Raw genomic sequence first — 24095 nt, forward strand, 5'->3', positions numbered from 1 at the left:
TTGGTGTTCTTTTGCATCGTGCTGCTGCTGTTTATATTTGCTTGTTTAATCATATTCTCGTTTGATCCTTTTGATCAGTCTCTCTTGTTCAGACCCCCATCCCCCTAACTTAGGGGGCGGAAGGAGGCGAAGGAGGCGACAGGAACTGTCAAAACTGGGGGCAAAGGTAAGTAATAATTTCTAAATGTGCAAGAGATGGATGAAAATAATTCTTTAATGAGCGATTAATCTGACTCTACACACAAGGAGTATTCTGCATGATGGGAAAGGAAAATAAATGGTTTTCTTTGTCGTTCATTCAGATTTCATTATCTTTGCATCTTGTAATCCATCAGCGGCAATGCAACGGAATATAGCATGCTGCTCGAATTGAAACTCAAAATAACATAATAGACATCGTGGCAGAAACAAAGTACATTTTCGTGACTGGCGGCGTGGTCTCCTCACTCGGAAAGGGAATCATTTCGTCGTCTATCGGTAAACTCTTGCAGGCAAGAGGCTACAACATTACGATTCAGAAATTCGATCCTTACATCAATATTGATCCGGGAACACTCAATCCTTATGAGCACGGAGAATGTTATGTCACCGTTGACGGTATGGAAACAGACCTTGACTTGGGGCATTACGAGCGCTTTACCGACATCCAGACCACCAAAGCTAACTCGCTTACGACGGGCCGTATCTATAAAGCCGTTATCGATAAAGAACGACGCGGCGACTATTTAGGAAAAACCATTCAGGTGGTTCCGCATATCACGGATGAGATTAAACGTAATGTTAAGCTCTTAGGAAAGAAGAATCATTATGATTTTGTTATCACCGAGATAGGCGGAACGGTAGGAGACATTGAGTCAACACCGTTTTTAGAAGCCATCAGACAGCTGAAATGGGAACTGGGTAAGGATGCTATCTGTGTGCATCTCACGTATGTGCCTTATCTGAAAGCGGCTCAGGAGCTGAAAACTAAGCCTACCCAGCACAGTGTGAAAGAGCTGCAAAGCATCGGAATACAGCCGGACATCTTGGTGTTGCGCACGGAGAAGCATCTCAATGATGGTATATTGAAGAAAGTTGCAGCGTTCTGTAATGTTGATTTCGATTGTGTTATTCAGAGCGAAGACCTACCCAGTATCTATGAAGTGCCCGTCAATATGCAGAATCAAGGGCTTGATGTGGCTATATTGAAGAAGATTGGTGAGCCCATCGACGCAAAACCAGGTCTTGGTCCGTGGAAAAACTTCTTGGAACGAAGAGCTAAAGCCACCGAGGAAGTGCGTATCGGGCTCGTGGGTAAATATGACTTGCAGGATGCCTATAAGAGTATCCGAGAGAGTCTTTCACAGGCGGGCACTTATAACGACCATAAAACGGTGTTGGTTTTTGTCAATTCAGAGAAGATTACGCGCGAAAATGTGGCCGAAAAGTTAGAGGGTTTAGACGGTGTTGTGATCTGTCCGGGGTTCGGGCAGCGCGGTATCGAAGGGAAAGTCATTGCTGCCCACTATACTCGTACGCACAATATTCCCACATTCGGCATTTGTTTGGGTATGCAGATGATGGTAGTCGAGTTTGCACGTAACGTCTTGGGCTATGATGATGCCAACAGTCGTGAAATAGATGAGACGACCGAACATAATGTCATCGATATTATGGAAGAACAGAAAAACATAACGAATATGGGCGGTACGATGCGTTTGGGTGCTTATGAGTGTATTTTGAAGCAAGGTTCACGCGTATTCGATATGTATAAGGAAAGTATTATTCAGGAGCGCCATCGTCACCGTTATGAGTTCAATAACGAATTTCAACAAGAGTATGAAAGAGCCGGAATGAAGTGTGTGGGTCGTAACCCCGAGAGCAATCTTGTGGAGATTGTAGAGATTCCCGGATTGAAATGGTATGTCGGGACACAGTTTCACCCGGAATACCAGAGTACTGTTTTGAAGCCCCATCCATTGTTTGTGGATTTCGTTAAAACAGCAATAGAAAACAAGAAAAAGTAAAATGGATAAGAATAATATCATTGGATTTGTATTGATAGCTGTGGTATTGATCGGTTTCAGTTGGTGGACTAAACCTTCGGCAGAACAGCAAGCGGCAGCTTTCAAGCAGGATTCCATTGCACAGGCAGTAAAACAACAACAGAAGGCAGCCGTAGAGAAGCGGGCGAAAACAGAACAGCAGTTGCCGAAAGACACTTCATCCCTGTTTTATACATCGCTGCAAGGCAAGGCAGCGAATGTCGTTCTGAAAAATAGTAAGGTAGAACTGACGCTGAATACCAAGGGAGCGACCGTAGAAAAAGCTGTTATTAAAGGATTCAAAGACAAGAACGGGAATCCAGACGTTACACTTTTTGACAGCAAAGATCAAAGTTTGAATTATACATTCGTGGCCAAAGAGGCTAATATCTCGACCCAAGACTTGTATTTTCAGCCCTCGTCCGTTACAGATTCGACCGTGGTTTTCACGGCACAGACTGCTGACAGGAAGGGCATCATATTGGCTTACACCTTGGGCAAGGACTATATGCTGCATTTAAAGATGTCCGTTCAAGGTATGGCCGGTCTCTTTTCGCCTGACAATACGACGTTAAATGTGGATTGGCAAGATAAATGTCGCCAGCAGGAAAAGGGGTTTACGTTTGAGAATCGGTATGCTTCGCTCACTTATCACGAGACAGAAGGTGGGACGGATTATCTGAACGAAAGTTCTGAAAAGATAGATGAGGAAGTCAAAGAAAAGATCGATTGGGTGGCATTTAAAAATCAGTTCTTCTCAGCTGTAATGATTTCGAGAACTGATTTCAGCCAGAATGCACTGATGACAAGTATTCCCCTGGAAAAAGGTTCGGGTTACTTGAAACAATACAGGGCTAAGATGAAGACGCTTTTCGACCCTTCCGGCAAGAGGCCTTCTGAATTTGATTTCTATTACGGACCTAATGACTTCCGGCTGTTACAGCGAGTTGAGAAAGAGTCTCACTTCGGTAAGGATTTAGAGATGCAGCGACTCGTTTATTTAGGTTGGCCGCTTTTCCGTATCATTAATCGCTGGTTTACCCTCTATGTCTTTGACTGGCTCACCGGTTTGAACATCAATATGGGGATTGTTTTGATTTTGATTACTCTGCTTCTCAAAGCAATCACCTATCCGCTTGTGAAAAAAAGCTATATGAGTTCGGCCAAGATGCGTGTGCTGAAACCTAAATTGGATGCGGCAACAGCTCAATATAACAAGCCTGAAGACCAAATGCAGAAACAGCAGGCGATGATGGCTGAGTACTCGAAATACGGTGTAAGTCCGTTATCGGGTTGTCTGCCGATGCTTATCCAGATGCCGATTTGGATCGCAATGTTCAACTTCGTACCCAATGCCATTCAACTCCGAGGAGAGAGTTTCTTGTGGATCAGTGATCTCTCTACTTATGATCCCATTATTGAATGGAATAAAAATATCTGGCTGATAGGTGATCACTTGTCACTTACGTGTATCTTGTTCTGTGCGGCTAACGTGCTTTATTCGATGATGACGATGCGGCAACAGCGGGATCAGATGGTGGGACAGCAGGCCGAACAAATGAAGATGATGCAGTGGATGATGTATTTAATGCCCGTGATGTTCTTCTTTATGTTCAATGATTACAGTTCAGGACTCAACTTCTATTATTTTGTCTCGTTGTTCTTCTCGGCAGCCATTATGTGGGCTTTACGTAAGACGACGGACGACCGGAAATTGCTCGGCATTCTCGAAGCACGTTATCAGGAGAATAAAAATAATCCGAAAAAGCTCGGCGGATTGGCTGCACGGCTTCAAGCAATGCAGGAACAGCAGATGGAATTGCAGAAGAAGCGCCAAGATTTGGAACGAAAACGGAAAAACTAAATAAATCTTATGAACAGAGCAATCGTACTGGTGGTAGCTGCATTGATGATGGGCATATCACAAATGAAGGCACAGACAATGATCGGTAAGAACAACATTACGCTGAAAAGCGATCTGATGACGCCTGAAGCCTTATGGGCAATGGGACGTGTAAGCAATCCGGCAGCATCGCCCGACGGTAAACGCATTGTTTATCAGGTGGGTTATTACAGCGTAAAACAGAACAAAGGACATCAGGTTTTGTATATAATCGATGCCAACGGTAAGAATCAGAAGTTGCTGACAACTTCTGATAAAAGCGAGACTGATGCCTCCTGGATGGAGAACGGGAAGCGTATCGCATTCCTGACAGGTGGTCAACTGTGGTCGATGAATCCCGATGGAACCGATCGCAGACAATTGACTAAGTCGGCAACAGAGATCGAAGGTTATAAGTTTTCACCCGACGGGAAGTACGTTATTCTGATAAAGTCTATCCCTTATACCGGAACAATCAAAGCCAATCCTGATGATTTGCCATTAGCTACGGGGATGTTGATCACGGATATGAACTATCGTCACTGGGACCATTACGTTCAGTCTATTGCTCATCCTTACTTGGCCGATGTTACGACCGATGGTATCGGTGAGGGAATTGATATCTTAGGCGGTGAGCCTTATGAATGTCCGATGGCCCCGTTTGGCGGTGTTGAGCAATTGGCTTGGAGTCCGGACTCGAAGATGATCGCCTATACCAGTCGTAAAAAAGAGGGGTTGCAATATGCTATCTCAACCGATGCAGATATCTATCTATATAATATAGATACGCGCAAAACGAAGAATCTCTGTAAGCCTGATGGTTATAAGGAGCCTGCTATCAATGCAACGAAAACAATGAAAGCACAGGCTGTGAATCATCAGAGCAGTGATATGAATGTGGGTTATGATGTTAATCCCAAGTTTTCTGCTGATGGTAAGTATGTGGCTTGGCAAAGTATGGCACGCAATGGGTATGAGTCTGATCGCAATCGACTGTGTATTTACACATTGGCCAACGGTAATAAGAAGTATGTAACAGAAAGTTTTGACTCGAATGTAGATGATTATTGCTGGGCTCCGGATGCTAAAACGCTTTATTTTATCGGTGTTTGGCACGCTTGTATCAATGTTTATCAAACCAATTTGAACGGTCAGGTAAAGCAGTTGACTGATGGATGGAACGATTATGGAAGTGTTCAAATGTTAGGAAATACGAATCGTTTGCTCACGACTCGGCACAGTATTTCGCATCCCGATGATCTTTTCCTGGTAACACCGACTAAAAAGGAGAAGCAATCGACCGTTATGCAGATCACAGATGAAAATAAACATATTTTTGATCAGTTGGCTATCGGCAAAGTAGAACAGCGTTGGGTCAAAACTACTGATGGTAAACAAGAACTGGTGTGGATCATTTTGCCGCCTCATTTCGATGCCAATAAAAAATATCCTACCTTGCTTTTTTGTGAGGGCGGACCGCAAAGTCCCGTCAGTCAGTTTTGGAGTTATCGCTGGAATTTCCAGATAATGGCAGCCAATGGATATGTTATCGTTGCACCGAATCGGCGCGGTTTACCGGGGTTCGGCGCAGAATGGCTTGAAGAAATATCGGGAGATTGGTCCGGTCAGTGTATGAAGGATTATCTTTCTGCTATCGATGATGCTACCAATAATTTGCCATTTGTGGATAAAGAACGGTTAGGTTGTGTCGGAGCATCTTTTGGTGGCTTCTCTGTTTATTATTTGGCAGGTCATCACGACAAACGTTTCAAGGCGTTTATTGCCCACGATGGTGCTTTCAATCTCGAATCGATGTACACCGATACAGAAGAGGTGTGGTTCTCCAATTGGGAATACGATGATGCGTTTTGGAATAAAGATATGAGTGTCAATGCTAAGAAGACATACGAAAATAGCCCTCATAAGTTTGTGGATAAGTGGGATACACCCATTCTTTGCATTCACGGTGAGAAAGATTATCGTATCAATGCCAACCAAGGTATGGGTGCTTTCAATGCTGCACGGATGCGAGGAATTCCGGCAGAACTGCTTCTCTTCCCGGATGAAAACCACTGGGTCTTGAAGCCGCAGAATGGAATCTTGTGGCAACGCACATTCTTTGGTTGGCTCGATCAGTGGCTCAAGAATTAAAACTAACCGATTCAGAAACTTATAAACTTAAAAACGAATAAACTCAAATGGTAGAAACATTTCAAACAAAACTCAGCGACTCAAAGTTATGGCGCTGGACTGCGTTAATCTTACTCGCTTCGGCGATGTTCTTTGCCTACATTTTCGTAGACATTCTTTCTCCGTTACAGGAATTCTTGCAGACACAACGTGGGTGGGATCCTGTTGCTTACGGTCATTATGCAGGTTCCGAACCTTTCCTCAATGTGTTTGTCTTCTTCCTGATTTTCGCCGGAATCATTCTCGATAAGATGGGCGTGCGCTTCACGGCAGTTCTTTCAGGAGCGGTGATGGTTCTCGGTGCGGGAATTAACTACTATGCCGTGAGCGACTTCTTTGTAGGAAGCAGCCTCGAAACATTCTTTACCAACACATTGAATTTGCCTCAAGCGTGGTGGAATGTTACTCCATTCTATGCCGGAATGCCGGCATCAGCCAAGTTGTCTGCCATCGGATTTATGATCTTCGGATGTGGAGCAGAGATGGCGGGCATCACTGTTTCGCGCGGTATTGTGAAATGGTTCAAAGGCAAAGAGATGGCTTTGGCTATGGGAATCGAGATGGCCATTGCCCGTGTCGGTGTTGCTGTTGTCGTCGTTGCATCTCCGGCGCTTGCTGCTATCAAACCGATCAGCGTGTCGCGCCCCGTTGCTTTCGAGCTGGTGTTGCTCTGTATCGGTCTGATTTGCTTCATCGTTTACGGTTTTATGGATAAGAAACTCGATGCACAAGGTGTTGAAGAAGAAAAAGATGATCCGTTCAAAGTAAGCGATATCGGTAAAATCCTTTCATTAAAAGTGTTTTGGCTCGTGGCCCTGCTATGTGTTTTGTATTATTCGGCGATATTCCCTTTCCAGAAATACGCCATCAATATGTTGCAATGCAACCTGCATTTCTCTGCGGCTGATGCTGGACTAGTGTTCTTTGTCTTCCCGCTTGGTGCTGCCGCTGTAACGCCGTTCCTCGGCAACTATCTCGATCATAAAGGTAAAGGAGCTTCCATGCTTATTCTGGGAGCAATCCTGATGATTATATGTCACCTCGTATTTGCTTTCGTTGTACCAGCAACACAGAGCGTCATGATCACCCTGACAGCTGTTATTGTGCTCGGAATCTCATTCTCGCTTGTGCCCGCAGCCCTTTGGCCTTCGGTTCCTAAGCTTATCGATGAAAAGCTCATCGGTTCGGCTTATGCCTTGATTTTCTGGATTCAAAACATCGGGCTATATGCTTTCCCGATGATTATCGGTTCGGTGTTAAGTGCATCCAATCCTGGCATAACCGATCCGTTACAATATAACTACACTGTTCCGATGTGCGTCTTTGCCTCCTTAGGCGTCATGGCTTTGCTCCTTGGCTTCGCGCTTAAAGCTTTGGACAAGAAGAAAGGTTATGGGCTTGAAGCACCCAATATAACAGCCGATTAAAAATCATCAAGCCGCTTCGGCGAATGCCAACAGCGTGGGCTGTGTTTCAATAGGCGAAAGAATTTTGAAGCACGGCCCACTTTTTCTTATACAATCTATACAGAAGTTTTTTCAGAAAACCAACACCCCCAGTCCTCAACTGTCAAAAAGAGACCTCCTACGATCCAAAAGCCGAAGACGAACTTTTCTGCCGATCCTGCATGGGGCGAAGTGATTTGGTAATCATAATCGTAGCCGATATAAGAAGTGCGATTTGGTAACGCATCAGTCATATAGTTAAACTGGATGTGGGAGCGCTCCCTAGTTTACGATTTTTTGCGTCCCAAGTTTGGGAAACGCTCCTTTCACCCGTTTTTTGTGTTCCCAAAGTTGGGAAACGTTGTTTTTATGGTTTTTGCGGCTTCCCAAAATTGGGAAACGCCATTTTCTTCATTTTCTGAGTATCCCAAAGTTGGGAAATGTTGTTTTTTTCATTTTTTAGCTTTCATCATCTGCTGAAATGCAGGAATTGTCTTTTTTTGCTCGTCATCACCTGCTGAAACGTCGTTTTTGCAGTTTTGAGACTTTCAGCACCCGCTGAAACGCAGAAATCGTCTTTTTTTGCTCGTCATCACCTGCTGAAACATTGTTTTTCCCGTTTTGAAGCTTTCAGCAGCTGTTGGAGAGAGCCGTCTCGTTATGGCCAGATGAAAATCATCTGAGAGCTCCTGTTCCATATTTTCGTCAAGATGAATACGCAATAATGAAGAACGTGACTCCATCTTGCTTGACGATAGAGAAGAATCGCTGGGTAAGACGAATTCGGCTAACTGAATCAGCTTAAATTATAGGTGTGGATGCTCGTTCCCTGTGCAGACGGCAGGTAATTGATGCCCCACCAGCACATTTGCAGTAAGATAAAGGAGACGAGAAGCATCCAGAGGGCGGGACGATAGCTGTGCCGCTGTCCTAACCGATAGTGGATATAAGCCAGATAGGCGAACCAAGTAACGGCTGCCCATGTCTCTTTCGGGTCCCACGCCCAATAGTGTCCCCATGCTTCTTTAGCCCAAAGTGCCCCGAAAAGCATGCCTATAGTCATGAATGAAAGACCGACATACACTAAATTATCGCATATTTCCATCTCGTGTTCGCCCATGGAACGTTTGGCAAAAAACAAGAGATAACCCGACATGACAGCAGCTGCGCCCAACATGGCGTAGGCAAACATATAGATGATGACATGAGGGGCAAACCACGGACTTTGAAGGGCGGGCATGAGAGTCTTGCTGTGTATCTCGGGCTTGAGAAGGTTGATACAAATGAAAACAAGTGCTAATACGGTGCTGAACGTGAGAATCCATTTGTAACGCCAGCGGCTGTAGACAATCAATCCGGCAAGAGGAAGGAAGAAAGAGTACCACAAACGGGTCTCGCCCATGGTGCGAAGCGGAGGACGTTCGAGTGCTATCCACATGCCGATGATGAAAGCGAAAAAGACCAAAAGACCGGCTATGGTACCTCCATAGGCAGCTGTTGTGCGGCCTTTCCATGCCGCTAATGCCCCGATAGCCCAGCACAGAACTGCCGGAAGGGCAAAAAAGATGAAGTCATTCCATGTCATTTCTCTGTTCCTCTCTTCTTTTGAGCAATGATAAACATGCACAACGCACCCGCCAACATCATATAAATGCCCGTATATACCAAAGGCAGCCACGGGTCAGAGACCAATTCGAGCACGCTGGTATCGCTCCAGCACCCCATCTGGCGGTTGTAATCGAGCTGATAAATCTTCCATCCCTCAAGTTCAAAAGGTTGGTTCACAAGGATGTCGGTCATGATGCGTTTGCCGCTTTTGGTGAGTATTTCCACGCGGGAGATAAAGCGTTCGGGTTCTCGCTCCGGCATAACGAGCGTTACTTTGTCGTCGAGTTTCAGCTCTTGATAGGGAAACAGATAGCTGCCACATGTGACCCATCCTTGCCGGAGGAGGGTTTGAGCATGCCCCTTGCTGTCTGTCTGGCGTTTGGTGGCTCTTACAAGAAGGGCGCAAGAGGCACCGGACGAAGGCCAAGAAACGTAGTTAGTCGTGTCGCGGGTCATGACCGGCGCAGCCCATTTGATGCGTTTCAATATGCGGAAATGCCACTTTAAGATGTCGCCCCCTTTGAAAGTGCTGTCTACAAGCAAAGTGTAGGGCTTTCGTTCGGGTATTTCGCGACCGGTCTTCGTGTTGATGAGCATGAGTTTCGGGGGGTATTCGTCGATGCGGAAGCGTTTGAGTTGTATAGCCAACGCCAACTCATGGACTTTTCCTTGGTCATCAACGGCACGCCATTCGGGTGTTTCCATGTTGATGTTGAGCTTGAGACGCTGCATGTCGGCACTGCCTAAAGTGGCAGAAACCATGACGATGAATAGGCCGAGGTGGTTCAGATAAAAAGGAATATCACGCCACGTAAACCGAAAAAGACGGTCTACGATGAGTTCACCCAGCTGGATGACCAACCAGAAATAGACCAAAACAAACGGCCATGAGCTGAGCATATCGGTAAAGCCAAGTACATCGACGGGGGCATGACCTGTGGGAACTTGACGCGTAATGCCCATGATGGCAGTCAGAAAGACAGCCCAGCAGAGGGCGGGAACGGCCGCAGCATAAGTGGAAAGGAAACGGAAGGCGTAGACTTTGCTGCGTAGCGCATAGACGACACCTATTATGAGAAGGAGAAAAACGAGTGCAAGGAGGTTGAGCGGAAAAGCAAATAATTTCCATTGAACAGGTCCTACGCTCCATTGCAGCATAAGGCCTGTGAGTACAAGTCCTAAGCCGATAGCGAAGCCCTCTTTGAGCTTCCATGGTTGCATCCACATCATATTGATTGGCTTTCTTACAAACAGATGCGGGAACAGTGTGTATGCTGTCCCCACATGCCGGTATTTCTTACTGAATTATAACGTGATAAAACGGCCTTTCTTTTTGGCTTCCTGTATCCACTTGGGAACTATCGTTTGAAGGAATTTCTTTTTGTCGGCCATCTTCTGCTTGCCATCAATGCCTAAGTAAGCCCATGCTTTCTCCTTGGTGGAGATGTCGGGCATCGGTACATCTCCATAGAATCCGTGATGTGCCAGCACTTTAGAGAGGCGAAGGCGTGCTTGATGCGCATAGTCGAGGCTGTGGCCAAGAATGCGCATCACCTCTTGCGGAGCATGGAAAGAGGCACCGTGGCTGGCTACAGCAAAGTCCCAACGCCACTGACTCTTGCGCAATAGCGAAAGGATGGGTTTCATCTCTGTTTCCGAGGCTCCCTTATCCCATGCGAATTTAGCTTCTATATGGGCGGTGGACAGTTCTTTCTCTACCCGATTACGTATCTCGTTGCACTTCCGTTGACGTTCGTAGACGTTCTGTCGGAGTGTCTCGGCATCTTCTCGGTGGCAGGTCTGACATGTGCGGTCGATATGGGCAAGCGGGCTCATGATATGATGGTCGGAGTATTTCACTCCTCCTTCAGAGATATAAGGCATGTGACAATCGGCACAGGAAACGCCCCTCTGACCATGAATACCCATCTTTGAAAGTTCATAACCCGGGTGTTGTGCTTTCAGAATGGGTGCCTTGCTCAGCTGATGAATATAGTCATAATAGCCTGTCTTGTCGTAATATGCCTCGATATTCTCAACCGTTAATCCACTGTCTTGTGGGAAAGTGAGATATTTTCCATCGCCTTTGAAGTAATATTCCGTGTGGCATTGTGCACAGACCAATGAGCGCATTTCCTGATGAGAGGCTTTGCTTACGTCTAAGCCCCTGCGTTTCCAGGCTTCATACAGTGCAGGACGTGACGGTCGCAGCTCCATTGTGCGGGCATCGTGGCAGTCGGAGCAGCCGATGGTATTCATGACTTCAGGTCCCCATTGGCTCCATTTTGCTTTGTAGAAGTTGGCTACACCTTTCTCTTTCATCAGTCTCGGCACATCGGGACCTTTGCAAGTCCAGCATGTTCCGGGCTGTGGCTCGTCGCCAGGGGTTACGCCCGGTGCTCCGGTACGCAGGATTTCGCGCATATCTTCTATGGCATGGTGGTGTCCGCGCGGAGACTTGTAATCCAAAGCGAAGGAATATCCACCCCAGAGAATGACCATTTCAGGGCGTTGTGCCAGAACGTCTTTATGCTGCGAGCCGTTGAACTCACTCTCGAAAGTGGTGTCTTCAGTTGCTTTCCATGTCTCGTATTCGCGTGGAAAGTCGCCTGCAAACTTCTCGTTCTGTGCAACAATGTCTTCTTTAAACATGTTTTTCCTGTTGTTGAAGATGCTTACTACCTCTGCGCGACGTTCCAAAAGGGAGGACGCTACGAGACCTAACAGGAATACGACGACCATCGAACCTCCGAACAACAGCCATCCTTGCCAACGTTTTAAATGCTTTTCCATCTTTATTTCCGGTATTTTCTTGTTCTTTATTTATGATTCATCATGTTTTGAAGCCACTGGGGCGTGGGTGATTCGGGTAGGGGAGTCTGCGAAGCGGCATCGGGTGTGGACGATAGAGAGTTCATCTTTTTATGGGGAACATCTCTGTGGCAGTCCCAGCAGGCCTTGCCTTCTCCGCGTTGCGCCATCATGTAATCGATGCGACCTGTTCTTACAAACTCGGTGTTCAGTTGCTGATGACATCTTATACAGTTATCCATGATGACTTCGGCACTTGCCTCTTCTGCGCGGATCGTTTGTCTTTCAGCGTGAGTAACGAACTTTGCCACGTGGTTCATACCGTCTTTTCCTTTGAAGAAATACTTCATGAAGATGTTTTGGTGGGGAACATGACAGTCATTACATGTGGCGTTGCGAGCATGGGAAGAATGTGCCCATGTATTATAATAAGGTGTCATGATATGACAATTGACACATGCCGAGGGATCGTCGGCAAGATATGTGTGCATGCGAAGCAAGTAAGCGGCGAGACCGCCCAAACCTACAACAACACCGGCCATCACTAATAGCGCTATTTTTTGCTTGTAAGTGAGGGCATCTTTGATAGATATAATTTGACGAATTTTCATCGGCTTTTGTGTTGGATGGTGTAAAGGTAGTTATAAAAAATGAAATGTCGTGTAAAAACTTCTCACTTTTTGCATTTACGGGTTGCATTTCCCTTTCGAAGTAGAGTTTTAACCGAAAGAATAGAATTAATCAAAAGCAGTGAAGAGACAAATTATGGGTGTATTGAGATAGAGTTTTTCCATGCGTATGAAGTTCATGGAGCATTCTGTAAATGTCTGTATGGCATGATTATATGAATCCACTATGGTGTCTATCTCCCTGTCTCCGAAATGCGTCCCATCATTTTCTGCGGGGCGCAGAACTATTCAACGCGGCGACTACTGTGGCCTGTTTGTCGCCCGTTATTGTGTCTCGATTTCTGAAGGTTGGAATGGTCGAATGTGCGATTATTTGTCTTTTTTCCAACATTTTTGCTCGAATAAAGTTTGGGGATCAAGTCTGCACGACCGATACGGCGGAGTTCTCGTTCGATATTTCGGCGTTCTTCTGCCTTATACCAAAAGAAAAATTGGCGCTGAGCCAGCTTTTCACGTGGTGTCTTGGCACTGAAAATAGGTTCGAGAGTGTAAGGATCATAACCTGTGTACCACGCTTCGGTACTGACTGTCATCGGTGTTGGTGTAAAGTCTTGTACCTGTTCGAGATGAAAGTCAAGTTTTTTAGTGATGATAGCAAGCTCTGCCATGTCTTCTTCTTTGCACGCGGGATGACTGCTAATGAAGTAAGGGATGAGTTGTTGACGTAGGTTTTCTTCGGCGTTAATCTTGTCAAAGAGTTGCTTGAAAGCGTAAAACTGTTTGAAAGAAGGTTTTCGCATCAAGCGGAGTACAGTGTCACTGGTATGTTCGGGGGCTACTTTGAGCCGACCACTCACGTGATTTCTGATCAATTCACGCGTATATCGGCGGGCCGATTCGTTAGCTTTTTCGTCTTTACTTTTGTGCAACAGCAGATCATAACGTACGCCGCTGCCGATAAAACTCTTCTTAATACCAGGCAATGCATCTACGGTTTTGTAGATGTCTAACAGCTTGGTGTGATCGGTGTCGAGGTTAGGACAAATCTCGGGATGAATGCACGAGGGACGTTTACAGTGCTCGCAAGCCTTGTGATTGCGACCTTTCATTCCATACATATTAGCGGATGGACCGCCAAGGTCAGACAAATAACCTTTGAAACCAGGCATCATCGTCACCTTTCTCACTTCGTTTACAATGCTCTCTTTGCTTCTGCAAACCACGAATTTGCCTTGATGTGCACTGATGGTACAGAATGCACAACCACCGAAACATCCTTGATGGATATTCACGGAAAACTTAATCATCTCGTAAGCAGGTATTGTCTTACCTCGATATTTGGGATGGGGGAGTCTTGTATAAGGCAAATCAAAATATGCATCGAGCTCGTTTGACGTGAGAGTGGGGTAGGGTGGATTGACAACAGCATAAACATCGCCTACCTTTTGCAAGAGTCTCTGAGCGTGAATCTTGTTCGATTCTTCTTCAATATGCTTGAAGTTCTCTGCCTCGAAACGCTTATTCTGCAAACAATCTTCGTGACTATGGAGCACAATGTCGGCTTCGGTAATTCCGTTGGGAATGTCTTTTTCACGAGCCAAATACACGGTTTGCGGGATGTCGTGAATCTCGTTGATTGATCGACCAGCAGCAATATCTTCGCAGAGTTGTAGTATCGACTTGGCGCCCATACCGTAAAGGATAAGATCGGCACCGGCATCGCAAAGGATGCATCGGCGCAATTTGTCTTGCCAATAATCGTAATGTGTGAGACGTCGCATCGAAGCTTCGATGCCACCGAGCACTACGGGAACGTCGGGAAACAGTTGTTTCAGAATACGGCTATACACGATTGTGGGATATTCCGGTCTGCAATCGTGTCGTCCGTTAGGGCTGTATGCATCCTCACTCCGTAATCTTTTGTTGGCCGTATATTTGTTGACCATCGAGTCCATACAGCCGGGCGAGATGCCGAAAAACAGTCGTGGGCGTCCCAGCTTCTTGAAATCTCGAAAGTCGCCGTGCCAATCGGGTTGCGGAACAATGGCCACGCGATAGCCCGCAGCTTCTAAACAGCGCCCAATAACTGCTGCTCCGAATGAGGGATGATCTACGTAGGCGTCGCCCGAGAACAAGATAATGTCTAACTGATCCCATCCTCTCAGCTCACATTCCTTCTTGGTTGTAGGCAAAAAATCGGTGAGTTTGACCGTGTCTTGTTTATTCTCCAACAGTCTTTTGCTTAGATTTCCAATCAATATAGAGTAAAACGAGTTGGTGAAGACCGAATGCTTTCATATTGCTGTTGTATATCACGTCAAGACAAAGGTCAAGAAGTGCCTTGTCTCTACCCTCATCCGACTCTAACAGCGATCGCAGATTAAACTTCAATTTGTCTAAAACGCTTCGTCGATAATACCGTTACTGTCGATGAGATTACGCAATAAGGCATATTTCTCGATACTTTCCAAATGTTCATCAGTCACTTCTATATTCCTTGTTCCGGATGTGTTGGCTTGAATTTTATAAATCATAATCGTATGAAATATTATTTTAGTAAATAAGTCAAGATACCTTTCATTATGTTGTTTCGCACTTTCGGCGATCGGATACACTCGAACGGGAAGGCCATTGTAAAGCATTTATAGTCTGAACCATCGTAAGCGACACCTGCACTCTGCTCGTTCTGGTAGCGCAAAGCGCAATAGGCGGGTGTCAATGGCTCTAAAATGTCGGGTGCAATGGCAGCATAATGCTTGTCATTGAGTGCCTGATAGATTTCAAACTCTTGTTCCATACCTTTTATATAAGGTAATGTGTCGAGCCGATTCGTACCCGAAAACTTTACTTTCAACACTTCTGCAAGAAAGCGTTCACCGTTCGTATTTGTCTGATCAGAGCCCAGATAAGCTCCACTCACCAGCAGTCGGCCGTGCTTCTGCGTGTAGGCACGCAGTATTTTTTGCATTTTGGGTGTGAAAGTTTTATAGAACCGCAATGCGCTTGGTGTGAATTTCTCTAATCCCAAGATCAGATCTACACAGGGATAGGTGCCAATCTGCACTTTACCTGATTCGATGGCTCGGCTCGAACAACTTACGACATTGTAGCGGGCAACACTCGCAATGGCCTCCGTATGTGTAGCAACGTAATCGAAAGTATTGCCCATCACGAATCGGCCGGCCATTTCGTCGCCACCGAATCCTAATCCGCCGGGCCCCTCAATACCCATACACGACTTGTCAAAGCATTGCTGTGCACCGGCCCAACCGGCTGTAAGACCCTCTGAAACGCCTGCATCTCGGTTAAGATCGAAACCTTGTTCGAACTCCGTATTGATAACGGTGGGACCTGAAAGACGATGAAATCCATTGACGACAAGGATTGTTTTTGCCGTATTCGACCGATAAACGGCAGACAAAACCTCTGTCGGGAAACTCTCGCCGCCGCGATTGACGGCCGTAACTTTAAATCGATAGTGTACACCGGGCTCCAATTCGAGTGTTAGCGACGGCCTTTTCGTTCGCCGACCGTTGTTAAAACCACCTGTTCCAGTGGCCATATAAACATTATAGGAAGTGGGGCTGGCTGTCGGTTCCAACGAGTCTTGTACGGCTGTCCAGCTCAATTTGATTTTGTTTTTGCCGACAAACGCGATGGCGAAGTCGGTCGGTGCCAGCGGTTCAACGGTGTAAGATTGACCGTGTTGGGTTGTGATAAACCGCAGAATGGTTTTATATATGGAGCGGGCTAATGTGAAACGGAAGTTCGGATCTTGCCCGCGCAGCATATCGGGAAAGTTCTGGTGCGACATTGTTTCTAATATGGCGGAAGGTATTTCAGGGTTGCGTGTCTCCGAATAGTTGCGGTCGAGCAAATCTCTTCGGGCCCAATCATGATAAGTTTGACGAATATCGCGGGTAACATTAGATAAAAGCGCGTCAGCGAAATCACGTGAAATCATACGCGAAATACCAGTATTCAGGCGTCCGTCGTTATAATCGGTCGTGCAGATTGCTAACGAGCCAACGAGTGAAGTGCCGTTTTCGGCAAAGCCGGCATCGCTATGTACGGCCAGAGATAGCTCTAACGGTACGCCTTTCCCCTCTAATGATGGCACGAAAACAGATCCGCCGGCCAACCAGTTCACCATATTCGATCGCGCGTTGATGTCGTCTCCATAGTCGTCTTCACCGCCTTTGGTATTATAGACGCTGTAAGGTGCGCCGGCCCATTGGGCGTAATAGCGGGCGCCTTCTAACGAACGAGGCAGACAGCTGATGTCGCCGCCTCGCTGAATGTTACCCATTCCGCCGCCAAATCTCACGGCATCAGCTGTTACTACGCCATGTTGAGACGATTTGTTGCTCAAAACCACTTGGTTATAAGGATTGCAGCCACGGTCGAAATCAAATGTTCCGAGATACACCCATGTGCCTCCGCCCATCTGTTGATTGACTTTGAAGACCGTCTTTTGGCCTTTGTGGAATATTGTGTATTGTGCGTCCGAAATGCTTCCGGCAACCGTTTGGTAGCTCACATACACGGCATAGCGGCCAGCTTCGGGTATCTGTGGGCGGTAAACGATTTCACTGGTGTTGCGTTCCTTGGTTGTCGTTTTCGTCATTCGTGCAGTTCCCGCCTCGAAAGGATTCTCTCCGTTGGCGTAAGCACCGCGTGTTGGGCAAAACCTCGTGTGTTTGTAGATCGCCAAATATCTTTTGCAGTTGTCTCGGTATAGACAGAAGCGTCTGTATTTCCATCATTATCGACGATGATTTCATTTTTCTGCCAGTCTCGTTCACGTGGTGTGAAAACCACGGCACCGGCATTTTGCAGCATTGGAATCAGATAAGGAACGACGATGGTTTGTGTAAACAGATCTTCATTAGTGCCGAACAAGTTAGGGCGTTGCCATTCCCACGCTCCGGTTTTGGCGTTGTAAAATCGGCCGTGACTGGCCCATAAAGCAATGTGTCGATTGTAGAGACCGTGCGTAATGGTGTTAGGACGGGAGACATTTCGCACCCACGGATCGCCCTTGTATTCTATGTCTCCCCACATCCTATATATACCCTGATTATCAGAAGCATCTTTTTGCACGGCAACTAACGGTTGGTTGCCTTGTGAAAAAGCATTCGTTGCAGAGCGTTTAACCGTTGGTTGCAACGCCCTTGCATACATATTGAGAATAAGGCTGTTACAAAGCAAGATGAAGACCAGTCCTTTTGTCCGCATCATTCGCCCTCCTTGCCGATTTCGCCAGTGGTGAAACGCTCTGGACGTTTGCCTTGAAAATCCTTGAAATAAAGTTTAATCTCTCGCATTTCGTTATCGATATCACCTGTCGGAATCAGTGTTCGGGTGCACTGAATGTGCTTTTTGCTGTAATCGACACCATATAGCAAAATGGGGATTCGAGCTTTTAGTGCAATGTAATAGAAGCCTTTTTTCCAATCGGGATTCAATGAACGGGTTCCCTCGGGCGTGACACAAAGATGAAAACGAGTGTTCTTCGCAGCCTCATCGGCCAGGTTGTCGGTCATACTTGTGTGTTTGCTGCGCCACACGGGGATGCCTCCCAAATGGCGGAAAATGGGGCCGAGCGGCCAAAAAAACCACTCTCTTTTCATCAGAAAGTTGCTTTCCAATCCTTCAGCCTGCGCATATAGCAGTCCGATTACAAAGTCCCAGTTGCTCGTATGAGGCGCAAGACAGATGATATATTTGTCGGGATGAGGCTGGTTGACGGTTTTTGACCAGCCCATACATTTATATAATAGCCAGCTACAAATCTTTTTCCACATGCGTTATCAATTCAAATTACCGATCTGATCAATGATTTCAGACACCTGTCCGTTGAATTCTGCGATCAGATTTTTGTAATATTGCCGTTGCGGCATCCCTGGTTCAGGATGTGAAATACGGCGGATAAAATCCGTATGTGTGCTAATGATAGAGGTGAGTAGGCTTTCGACGTTATCCTTTTCGGGTGTCCCATTATATAGAGAAGCCCCAACGCACTCTGCAAATAAGTCGCTGCAAATATAATTGATCGTGCGTTTTAAATCTCGTTTATTCGTCATAATCGTATTGTTTTAGTTGTTAAATCCCGTCCAAAGATAGGAAAAAAAATGATAAGTAACATCTTTTCGCATGAAAAAATACGCTTAAATGTCCGTTTTCTTACGGAAAGACTTCCTCGTCTCGCAGATTTATCGTATATTTGCAAGGCTTTACAGGAGAGCCGATTTGATAACAACAAAATAATTCTCTATAATAAACAAAAAGGTAAAATGAAAAAAAGTCTTTTGCAAAAAGAACGTTCCTCTTATCAGCCTAAGCTTCCTAAGGGACTTCAGGGTGCAGTAAAGGTGAAAGAAGGAGCGCCGACACAGAGTGTCTCCGACCGCGAAGAGATTCAGAAATTATTCCCGAACACATACGGAATGCCGTTGGTTGAGTTTGTTCCCGGTAATGAGGCAAACCACGAGGCGATGAATGTGGGTGTTATTTTGAGTGGAGGTCAGGCTCCCGGTGGACACAATGTGATTTGCGGAATATTCGATGAGGTGAAGAAACTTAATCCGAACAATCGCCTGTATGGCTTTTTGATGGGGCCTGGTGGACTGGTAGAGCATAACTATATAGAATTGACTTCCGAAATCATCGACGATTATCGCAACACCGGCGGATTTGATATGATCGGTAGCGGACGTACCAAATTGGAGGAAGAAGATCAGTTTGAGAAGGGATTAGAGATTATTCGTAAGCTCGATATACAGGCCATCGTTATTATCGGTGGTGATGACTCGAATACCAACGCCTGTGTTTTGGCCGAATATTATGCTGCCAAGAAGTGTGGTGTGCAAGTAATCGGCTGCCCGAAAACCATTGATGGCGATCTGAAAAACGATCAGATCGAAACCTCTTTCGGGTTTGATACAGCTACGAAGACTTACGCAGAGTTGATCGGTAATATCGAACGCGACTGTAATTCGGCTCGCAAGTATTGGCATTTCATCAAGTTGATGGGACGATCTGCATCTCACATCGCTTTGGAGTGTGCGCTGCAATGCCAGCCGAATGTCTGCATCGTCTCTGAGGAAGTGCAACAGAAAGATATGACACTCAACCAAATCGTTGAGCAAATTGCTGCGGCCGTGGCCGACAGAGCAAGTCGGGGAATGAACTTCGGCGTGGTTTTGATTCCCGAAGGATTGATAGAGTTTATCCCCTCTATTGGTAGACTGATTGGCGAACTCAATGATTTGCTGGCCGCTCACGGGGCCGATTACAAAGACCTTGACAAAGAAGCACAGCGCGCTTACATTCTTGCACATCTGAGTAAAGAGAATGCCGAGACTTTTGCAACACTTCCCGAAGGTGTAGCTCGTCAGCTTTCGCTCGATCGCGATCCACACGGCAATGTTCAGGTGTCGTTGATTGAAACCGAACGACTGCTCTCTGATATGGTGGAAGCAAAACTTGTAGCCTGGAAAAAGGATGGAAAGTTCGACGGAAAGTTTGCTCCGTTGCACCATTTCTTCGGTTATGAGGGACGCTGCGCAGCACCATCTAACTTCGATGCAGACTATTGTTATGCCTTAGGTGTAAGTGCCGCGCAACTCATTGCCAATGGAAAGACCGGCTATATGGCCATTGTTAAGAATACGACGGCGCCTACTGATGAGTGGAAAGCAGGCGGTGTACCTATTACGATGATGATGAATATGGAACGCCGAAGTGGCGAGATGAAACCCGTTATACGTAAGGCGCTTGTCGAATTAGATGGTGCACCTTTCCGTGAGTTTGCTCGTCTGCGCGACGAATGGGCTAAAGAAACCTGTTTTATTTATCCCGGTCCGATACAGTATTGGGGTCCTGCGGCAGTGTGCGACCGTACAACGCGCACGCTCGAACTCGAACAACAATAATGATTGCATTGTTTTGCCAAAGGTTCTGAGTGTTGAACCTTTGGCAAAACGCATTTATTAGGATGTCTTCTGCACGTCGAACGCCCCGGCGAACCTATCGCCGACACAAGCGATCAGCGCGTCATCGCTCCTCGTTTCTGCCTGCTTTTCTGCACCGTTATCCCCGTTGGGCTTGGTGGGTAGGCGGTATCGGCATTGTCGTCATTTATATATGGGCTTTTTATTCGTTCTTTGTCGGACCCACAGGGTTTCGTTGGCGCGCGCTATATGGCGATGCTCGCTATCCAGAAGGCTATGAAATTCACGGTATAGATATCTCTCATTATCAAGGTACCATTGATTGGGATGCTCTTCAACACGCACAAATCGAGGGTAATCCGCTACGTTTTATTATCGTGAAATCAACCGAAGGGGCCGGTCAATTGGATGAAAACTTCAACGATAACTTCTATCAAGCACGCGAGTATGGTTTCATTCGAGGAGCCTATCATTTTTGGAGTAACAAGTCATCGGCACGTTCACAGGCTTATTATTTCCTCAAACAGGTGCACTTGGAAGATGGGGATTTGCCACCGGTATTGGATATTGAACACAAGCCAAAGGCAGATCTGTTGAAGATTTTCAGCGAGATGTGCTCACGTGGCTGCACATTGTGGAAGACAAATATCACGCAAAGCCTATTATCTATACCTATTACAAGTTTAAGGAGAGTTATCTCAGTGCTCCCGTTTTTGATGATTACCCTTATTGGATAGCCCATTATTACGTCGATAAAGTGGAATATAAGGGGAAGTGGAAGTTTTGGCAACATACCGATGCGGGTCGTCTTCCGGGCATCAAAGGCTATGTTGATTTTAATATTTACAACGGTTCGTATTACGATTTACGCAAGCTCACCATCGGTTCACACGAACATAAAACTCCAAGTTTGTTGGATACGGAGGATAACTAACATCCTGATGTTATTTTAAACAGAACATGTACTAATCGAAAACAGAGCATGCACTAATTTAAAAGAGTGCACGCACTAATCGAAAAGAGTGCACGCACTAATCGAAAAGAGTGCATGCACTAATTCAAAACAGTGCATGCACTAATCGAAAAGAGTGCATGCACTAATTCAAAACAGTGCATGCACTAATTTATTATTGATGAATGCGCAAGAAATCTTCTGCACGTTGCAGATCGGCAGGCGTGTCAATACCGATGGTTTCTACCTCGGTCAACCCTACTTTAATCTTATATCCGTTCTGAAGCCACCGTAATTGTTCGAGACTTTCGGCCAACTCCAAAGATGATTGCGGCAGTTGGGTAATCTCGGTGAGCACGGAAGCACGGTAAGCATAAATGCCAATGTGTTTCAAGAATGGATACTGAGTAAGCCATCCGGTTTGATCCACACCGCGGATAAAGGGAATGACAGCGCGAGAAAAATACATGGCGTAGCTTTGTTGTCGAGAACAATCTTCGGTGAATTGACGTTCTGCACGGCATCAATGGTTGAAAATGGTTTACCAAGCGTGGCAATCTGCGTATCGGGATCGTCAAAACAGCGGCAGAGCGTCTTGATTTGCGAGGATTGGATAAACGGTTCGTCACCCTGAATATTGATGATGACATCATAATCTCCGCCAATCTTCTCAACGGCTTCTGCAATTCTATCGGTCCCGCTCTTGTGATGGGGCGACGTCATCACGGCTTGTCCACCAAAAGCCGTAACTGAGTTTAGGATTCGTTCGTCGTCTGTAGCTACACAAACATGTTCCAAAATTGCGGCCACTTGTTCGTAAACCCTTTGAATAACGATTTTTCCACCGAGTGAGGCCAATGGTTTTCCCGGAAAGCGCGATGATGCGTAACGAGCCGGAATGATGCCTATAAATTTCATATTTTATGCATTTATGCAAGCAAAGATACTAAATTTTACTAATACCTCTTGGCCTGTCGCAGATTTTTTATTACTTTTGGGCTGAATTAAAAACAGCGCAGAACAGTGAAAAATAAGATATTTCTTTTATTAATGTTGTTGTTTCCGACTGTTGTCCATGCCCAAAAGATCACCTTGGGATCATGTACGACGAAAGATGGAGGACAATATAAGGGCGAGATGATGAGCGGGAAGCCGGAGGGAAAAGGGAAAACGCTCTATAAAAATGGCGATGTCTATGAGGGCGAATACGTCAAGGGACGTCGTCAAGGATATGGGATCTACACATTCTCAGATGGCGAAAAATATGAAGGACAGTGGTTTCAGGATCAGCAACATGGTCGCGGCACGTTTTATTTTTCGAATAACAATAAGTATGTAGGCCTCTGGTTTCGTGACTATCAGCAAGGACACGGCATTATGTATTATTATAATGGCGATCGATACGAAGGAAACTGGCATCAGGATAAGCGTCAAGGAAAAGGAAAATACACTTATTCAAACGGTGCCTATTATCGAGGCGATTGGAAAGATGATCAGAAATCGGGACGCGGTTTCTTTGATTGGGGCGACGGAACGACGTACGACGGAATGTGGGCCAACAACCAACGCTCGGGAAAAGGAACAAATCGCTATGCCGATGGCGATGTTTATGTAGGCGAATGGCAGTCGGATATTCAGAATGGAAAAGGAATCTATAAGTTTCAAAACGGCGATGTCTATGAAGGCGACTATGTTCAGGGCGAACGAACGGGCGAAGGAATCTTCAAATTTGCCAATGGAGATCGCTATATCGGCCAGTTTAAAGATGGTGATAAAGACGGACAAGGAACCTTGGTCTTGAAAAATGGCGACGTCTACAAAGGTCAATGGAAAAACGATTTACAATCAGGTCTTGGTCTTTGGACATTGAAAAAGGGTGATGTTATCGAAGGAAACTTTGTTCGGGGAGCTATAGACGGTGAAACGATTATTCGTTATGCCGACGGCTCTAAATTCAAAGGACAATATAAAAAAGGTAAGCGCAATGGGCCGGCAATCGAAGAAGACAAAAACGGAAATCGCTTTGAAGGCTCTTATCTCAATGATCGACGTGACGGAAAGTTTGTGGAAAAAGACCGAAACGGAAAGATTACAGCACGCGGACATTATGATTCCGGCAGACGATTTATAGATTAAAAAACAATACGACTATGATTATTGACACATTAGACCATCTCGAAAAGTATTTCTCTCTAAATCCTTTGTTCAGAGATGTCATTGATTTTATTCATTCGAATGATGTAGAACGGATGCCGCTTGGCAAACATCTTATCAAGGGCGACGACCTCTTTGTCAATATCGCGAAGTTTAAAGGGAAAGCAAAGGCAGAAGCCGTGCTTGAATCTCACCGACGAATGATCGATATTGCCATCTGTTTTAATGCGGATGAGACGTTTGGTTACACGCCCGCGATTGCTCTTCCCGAGGCAGAATATCATTCCGAGGACGATTTCTCTATCTATCCCGGTATTCCCGCTCAAACTTATTTGTCAGCACGCCCCGGCATGTTCACGATCTTTTTCCCGAATGAAGGACACGCACCTTGCATTTCGCAAGAAAGCGATCTTCATAAAGCAATCTTTAAAATTAAAGCATAACC

16 protein-coding genes and 3 pseudogenes are annotated in these 24095 nt (G+C 45.9%); 8 read left to right on the forward strand and 11 right to left on the reverse strand.

The annotated features are described in order from the left end of the window. Positions 1-398 precede the first annotated feature (398 nt). Genes pyrG through JCM12259_RS04835 form a run of 4 tightly spaced genes read left to right on the forward strand, consistent with a single transcriptional unit; the run spans position 399 to position 7523 of the window. Entirely contained in the window at positions 399-2006 is a 1608-nt protein-coding gene (pyrG, locus tag JCM12259_RS04820) for a CTP synthase (RefSeq protein ID WP_025065616.1), read from the forward strand. A 1-nt stretch (position 2007) separates the two neighbouring features. Further along, the gene (gene yidC / locus JCM12259_RS04825; RefSeq protein ID WP_025065617.1) at positions 2008-3888 is read left to right on the forward strand and encodes a membrane protein insertase YidC; all 1881 of its coding nucleotides are present in this window, start codon (positions 2008-2010) and stop codon (positions 3886-3888) included. 9 nt (positions 3889-3897) lie between these two features. After that, the gene (gene dpp5, locus JCM12259_RS04830; protein WP_025065618.1) at positions 3898-6057 is read left to right on the forward strand and encodes a dipeptidyl-peptidase Dpp5; all 2160 of its coding nucleotides are present in this window, start codon (positions 3898-3900) and stop codon (positions 6055-6057) included. Positions 6058-6104: 47 nt separating this feature from the next. Next, on the forward strand, positions 6105-7523 hold the full coding sequence (locus tag JCM12259_RS04835) for an MFS transporter (protein WP_025065619.1): 1419 nt from the start codon (positions 6105-6107) through the stop codon (positions 7521-7523). An 814-nt stretch (positions 7524-8337) separates the two neighbouring features. Here the strand turns inward: JCM12259_RS04835 and ccsA are convergent. The 10 genes and pseudogenes from ccsA to JCM12259_RS04880 all read right to left on the reverse strand — a co-directional run bounded on the left by ccsA (position 8338) and on the right by JCM12259_RS04880 (position 18675). Further along, entirely contained in the window at positions 8338-9126 is a 789-nt protein-coding gene (gene ccsA, locus JCM12259_RS04840) for a cytochrome c biogenesis protein CcsA (protein ID WP_025065620.1), read from the reverse strand. Then, the gene (locus JCM12259_RS04845) at positions 9123-10376 is read right to left on the reverse strand and encodes a cytochrome c biogenesis protein ResB (RefSeq protein ID WP_025065621.1); all 1254 of its coding nucleotides are present in this window, start codon (positions 10374-10376) and stop codon (positions 9123-9125) included. The genes ccsA and JCM12259_RS04845 overlap by 4 nt, the downstream gene beginning before the upstream one ends. 78 nt (positions 10377-10454) lie before the next feature. Next, positions 10455-11942: an ammonia-forming cytochrome c nitrite reductase gene (nrfA, locus tag JCM12259_RS04850; protein ID WP_025065622.1), complete on the reverse strand. Its 1488-nt coding sequence runs from the start codon at positions 11940-11942 to the stop codon at positions 10455-10457. A gap of 26 nt (positions 11943-11968) precedes the next feature. Then, positions 11969-12571 carry a cytochrome c nitrite reductase small subunit gene (nrfH, locus tag JCM12259_RS04855; protein WP_025065623.1) on the reverse strand — a complete coding sequence of 201 codons (603 nt, stop codon included), beginning with the start codon at positions 12569-12571 and terminating at the stop codon, positions 11969-11971. 302 nt (positions 12572-12873) lie between these two features. Then, the gene (locus tag JCM12259_RS04860; RefSeq protein WP_025065624.1) at positions 12874-14820 is read right to left on the reverse strand and encodes a YgiQ family radical SAM protein; all 1947 of its coding nucleotides are present in this window, start codon (positions 14818-14820) and stop codon (positions 12874-12876) included. Next, positions 14810-15120, reverse strand: a pseudogene (locus JCM12259_RS13880) (DUF8442 family protein). Before JCM12259_RS13880 ends, JCM12259_RS04860 begins: the two are co-directional and overlap by 11 nt. 17 nt (positions 15121-15137) lie before the next feature. Continuing rightward, positions 15138-17216, reverse strand: coding sequence for a golvesin C-terminal-like domain-containing protein (locus tag JCM12259_RS13885; protein ID WP_309546402.1), 2079 nt, complete (start codon positions 17214-17216; stop codon positions 15138-15140). Then, positions 17213-17830 carry a hypothetical protein gene (locus JCM12259_RS17605; protein ID WP_309546403.1) on the reverse strand — a complete coding sequence of 206 codons (618 nt, stop codon included), beginning with the start codon at positions 17828-17830 and terminating at the stop codon, positions 17213-17215. Before JCM12259_RS17605 ends, JCM12259_RS13885 begins: the two co-directional genes overlap by 4 nt. Then, positions 17827-18396: a 1-acyl-sn-glycerol-3-phosphate acyltransferase gene (locus JCM12259_RS04875; protein ID WP_025065625.1), complete on the reverse strand. Its 570-nt coding sequence runs from the start codon at positions 18394-18396 to the stop codon at positions 17827-17829. Before JCM12259_RS04875 ends, JCM12259_RS17605 begins: the two co-directional genes overlap by 4 nt. Positions 18397-18402: 6 nt before the next feature. Next, positions 18403-18675 carry a hypothetical protein gene (locus JCM12259_RS04880; protein WP_025065626.1) on the reverse strand — a complete coding sequence of 91 codons (273 nt, stop codon included), beginning with the start codon at positions 18673-18675 and terminating at the stop codon, positions 18403-18405. A gap of 210 nt (positions 18676-18885) precedes the next feature. On the opposite strand from JCM12259_RS04880, the gene JCM12259_RS04885 reads away from it, so the two are divergent. After that, complete coding sequence (locus JCM12259_RS04885; RefSeq protein WP_025065627.1) at positions 18886-20526, forward strand: diphosphate--fructose-6-phosphate 1-phosphotransferase; 1641 nt, start codon at positions 18886-18888, stop codon at positions 20524-20526. Between the two features lie 62 nt (positions 20527-20588). Beyond that, a pseudogene (locus tag JCM12259_RS13890) lies at positions 20589-21478 on the forward strand (glycoside hydrolase family 25 protein). A gap of 193 nt (positions 21479-21671) precedes the next feature. Here JCM12259_RS13890 and kdsB read toward each other — a convergent pair. Further along, positions 21672-22414: pseudogene (gene kdsB, locus JCM12259_RS13895) on the reverse strand (3-deoxy-manno-octulosonate cytidylyltransferase). 132 nt (positions 22415-22546) lie between these two features. On the opposite strand from kdsB, the gene JCM12259_RS04900 reads away from it, so the two are divergent. Together JCM12259_RS04900 and JCM12259_RS04905 are read left to right on the forward strand one after the other, a co-directional pair. After that, positions 22547-23632: a phosphatidylinositol-4-phosphate 5-kinase gene (locus tag JCM12259_RS04900; protein WP_148299577.1), complete on the forward strand. Its 1086-nt coding sequence runs from the start codon at positions 22547-22549 to the stop codon at positions 23630-23632. Positions 23633-23646: 14 nt separating this feature from the next. After that, positions 23647-24093: a NanQ anomerase/TabA/YiaL family protein gene (locus JCM12259_RS04905; protein WP_025065629.1), complete on the forward strand. Its 447-nt coding sequence runs from the start codon at positions 23647-23649 to the stop codon at positions 24091-24093. The last annotated feature ends 2 nt before the right edge of the window (positions 24094-24095 follow it).

Source organism: Hoylesella enoeca JCM 12259 (genome assembly GCF_000613405.1).
In the GTDB taxonomy this organism is placed as follows: Bacteria; Bacteroidota; Bacteroidia; order Bacteroidales; family Bacteroidaceae; genus Prevotella; species Prevotella enoeca.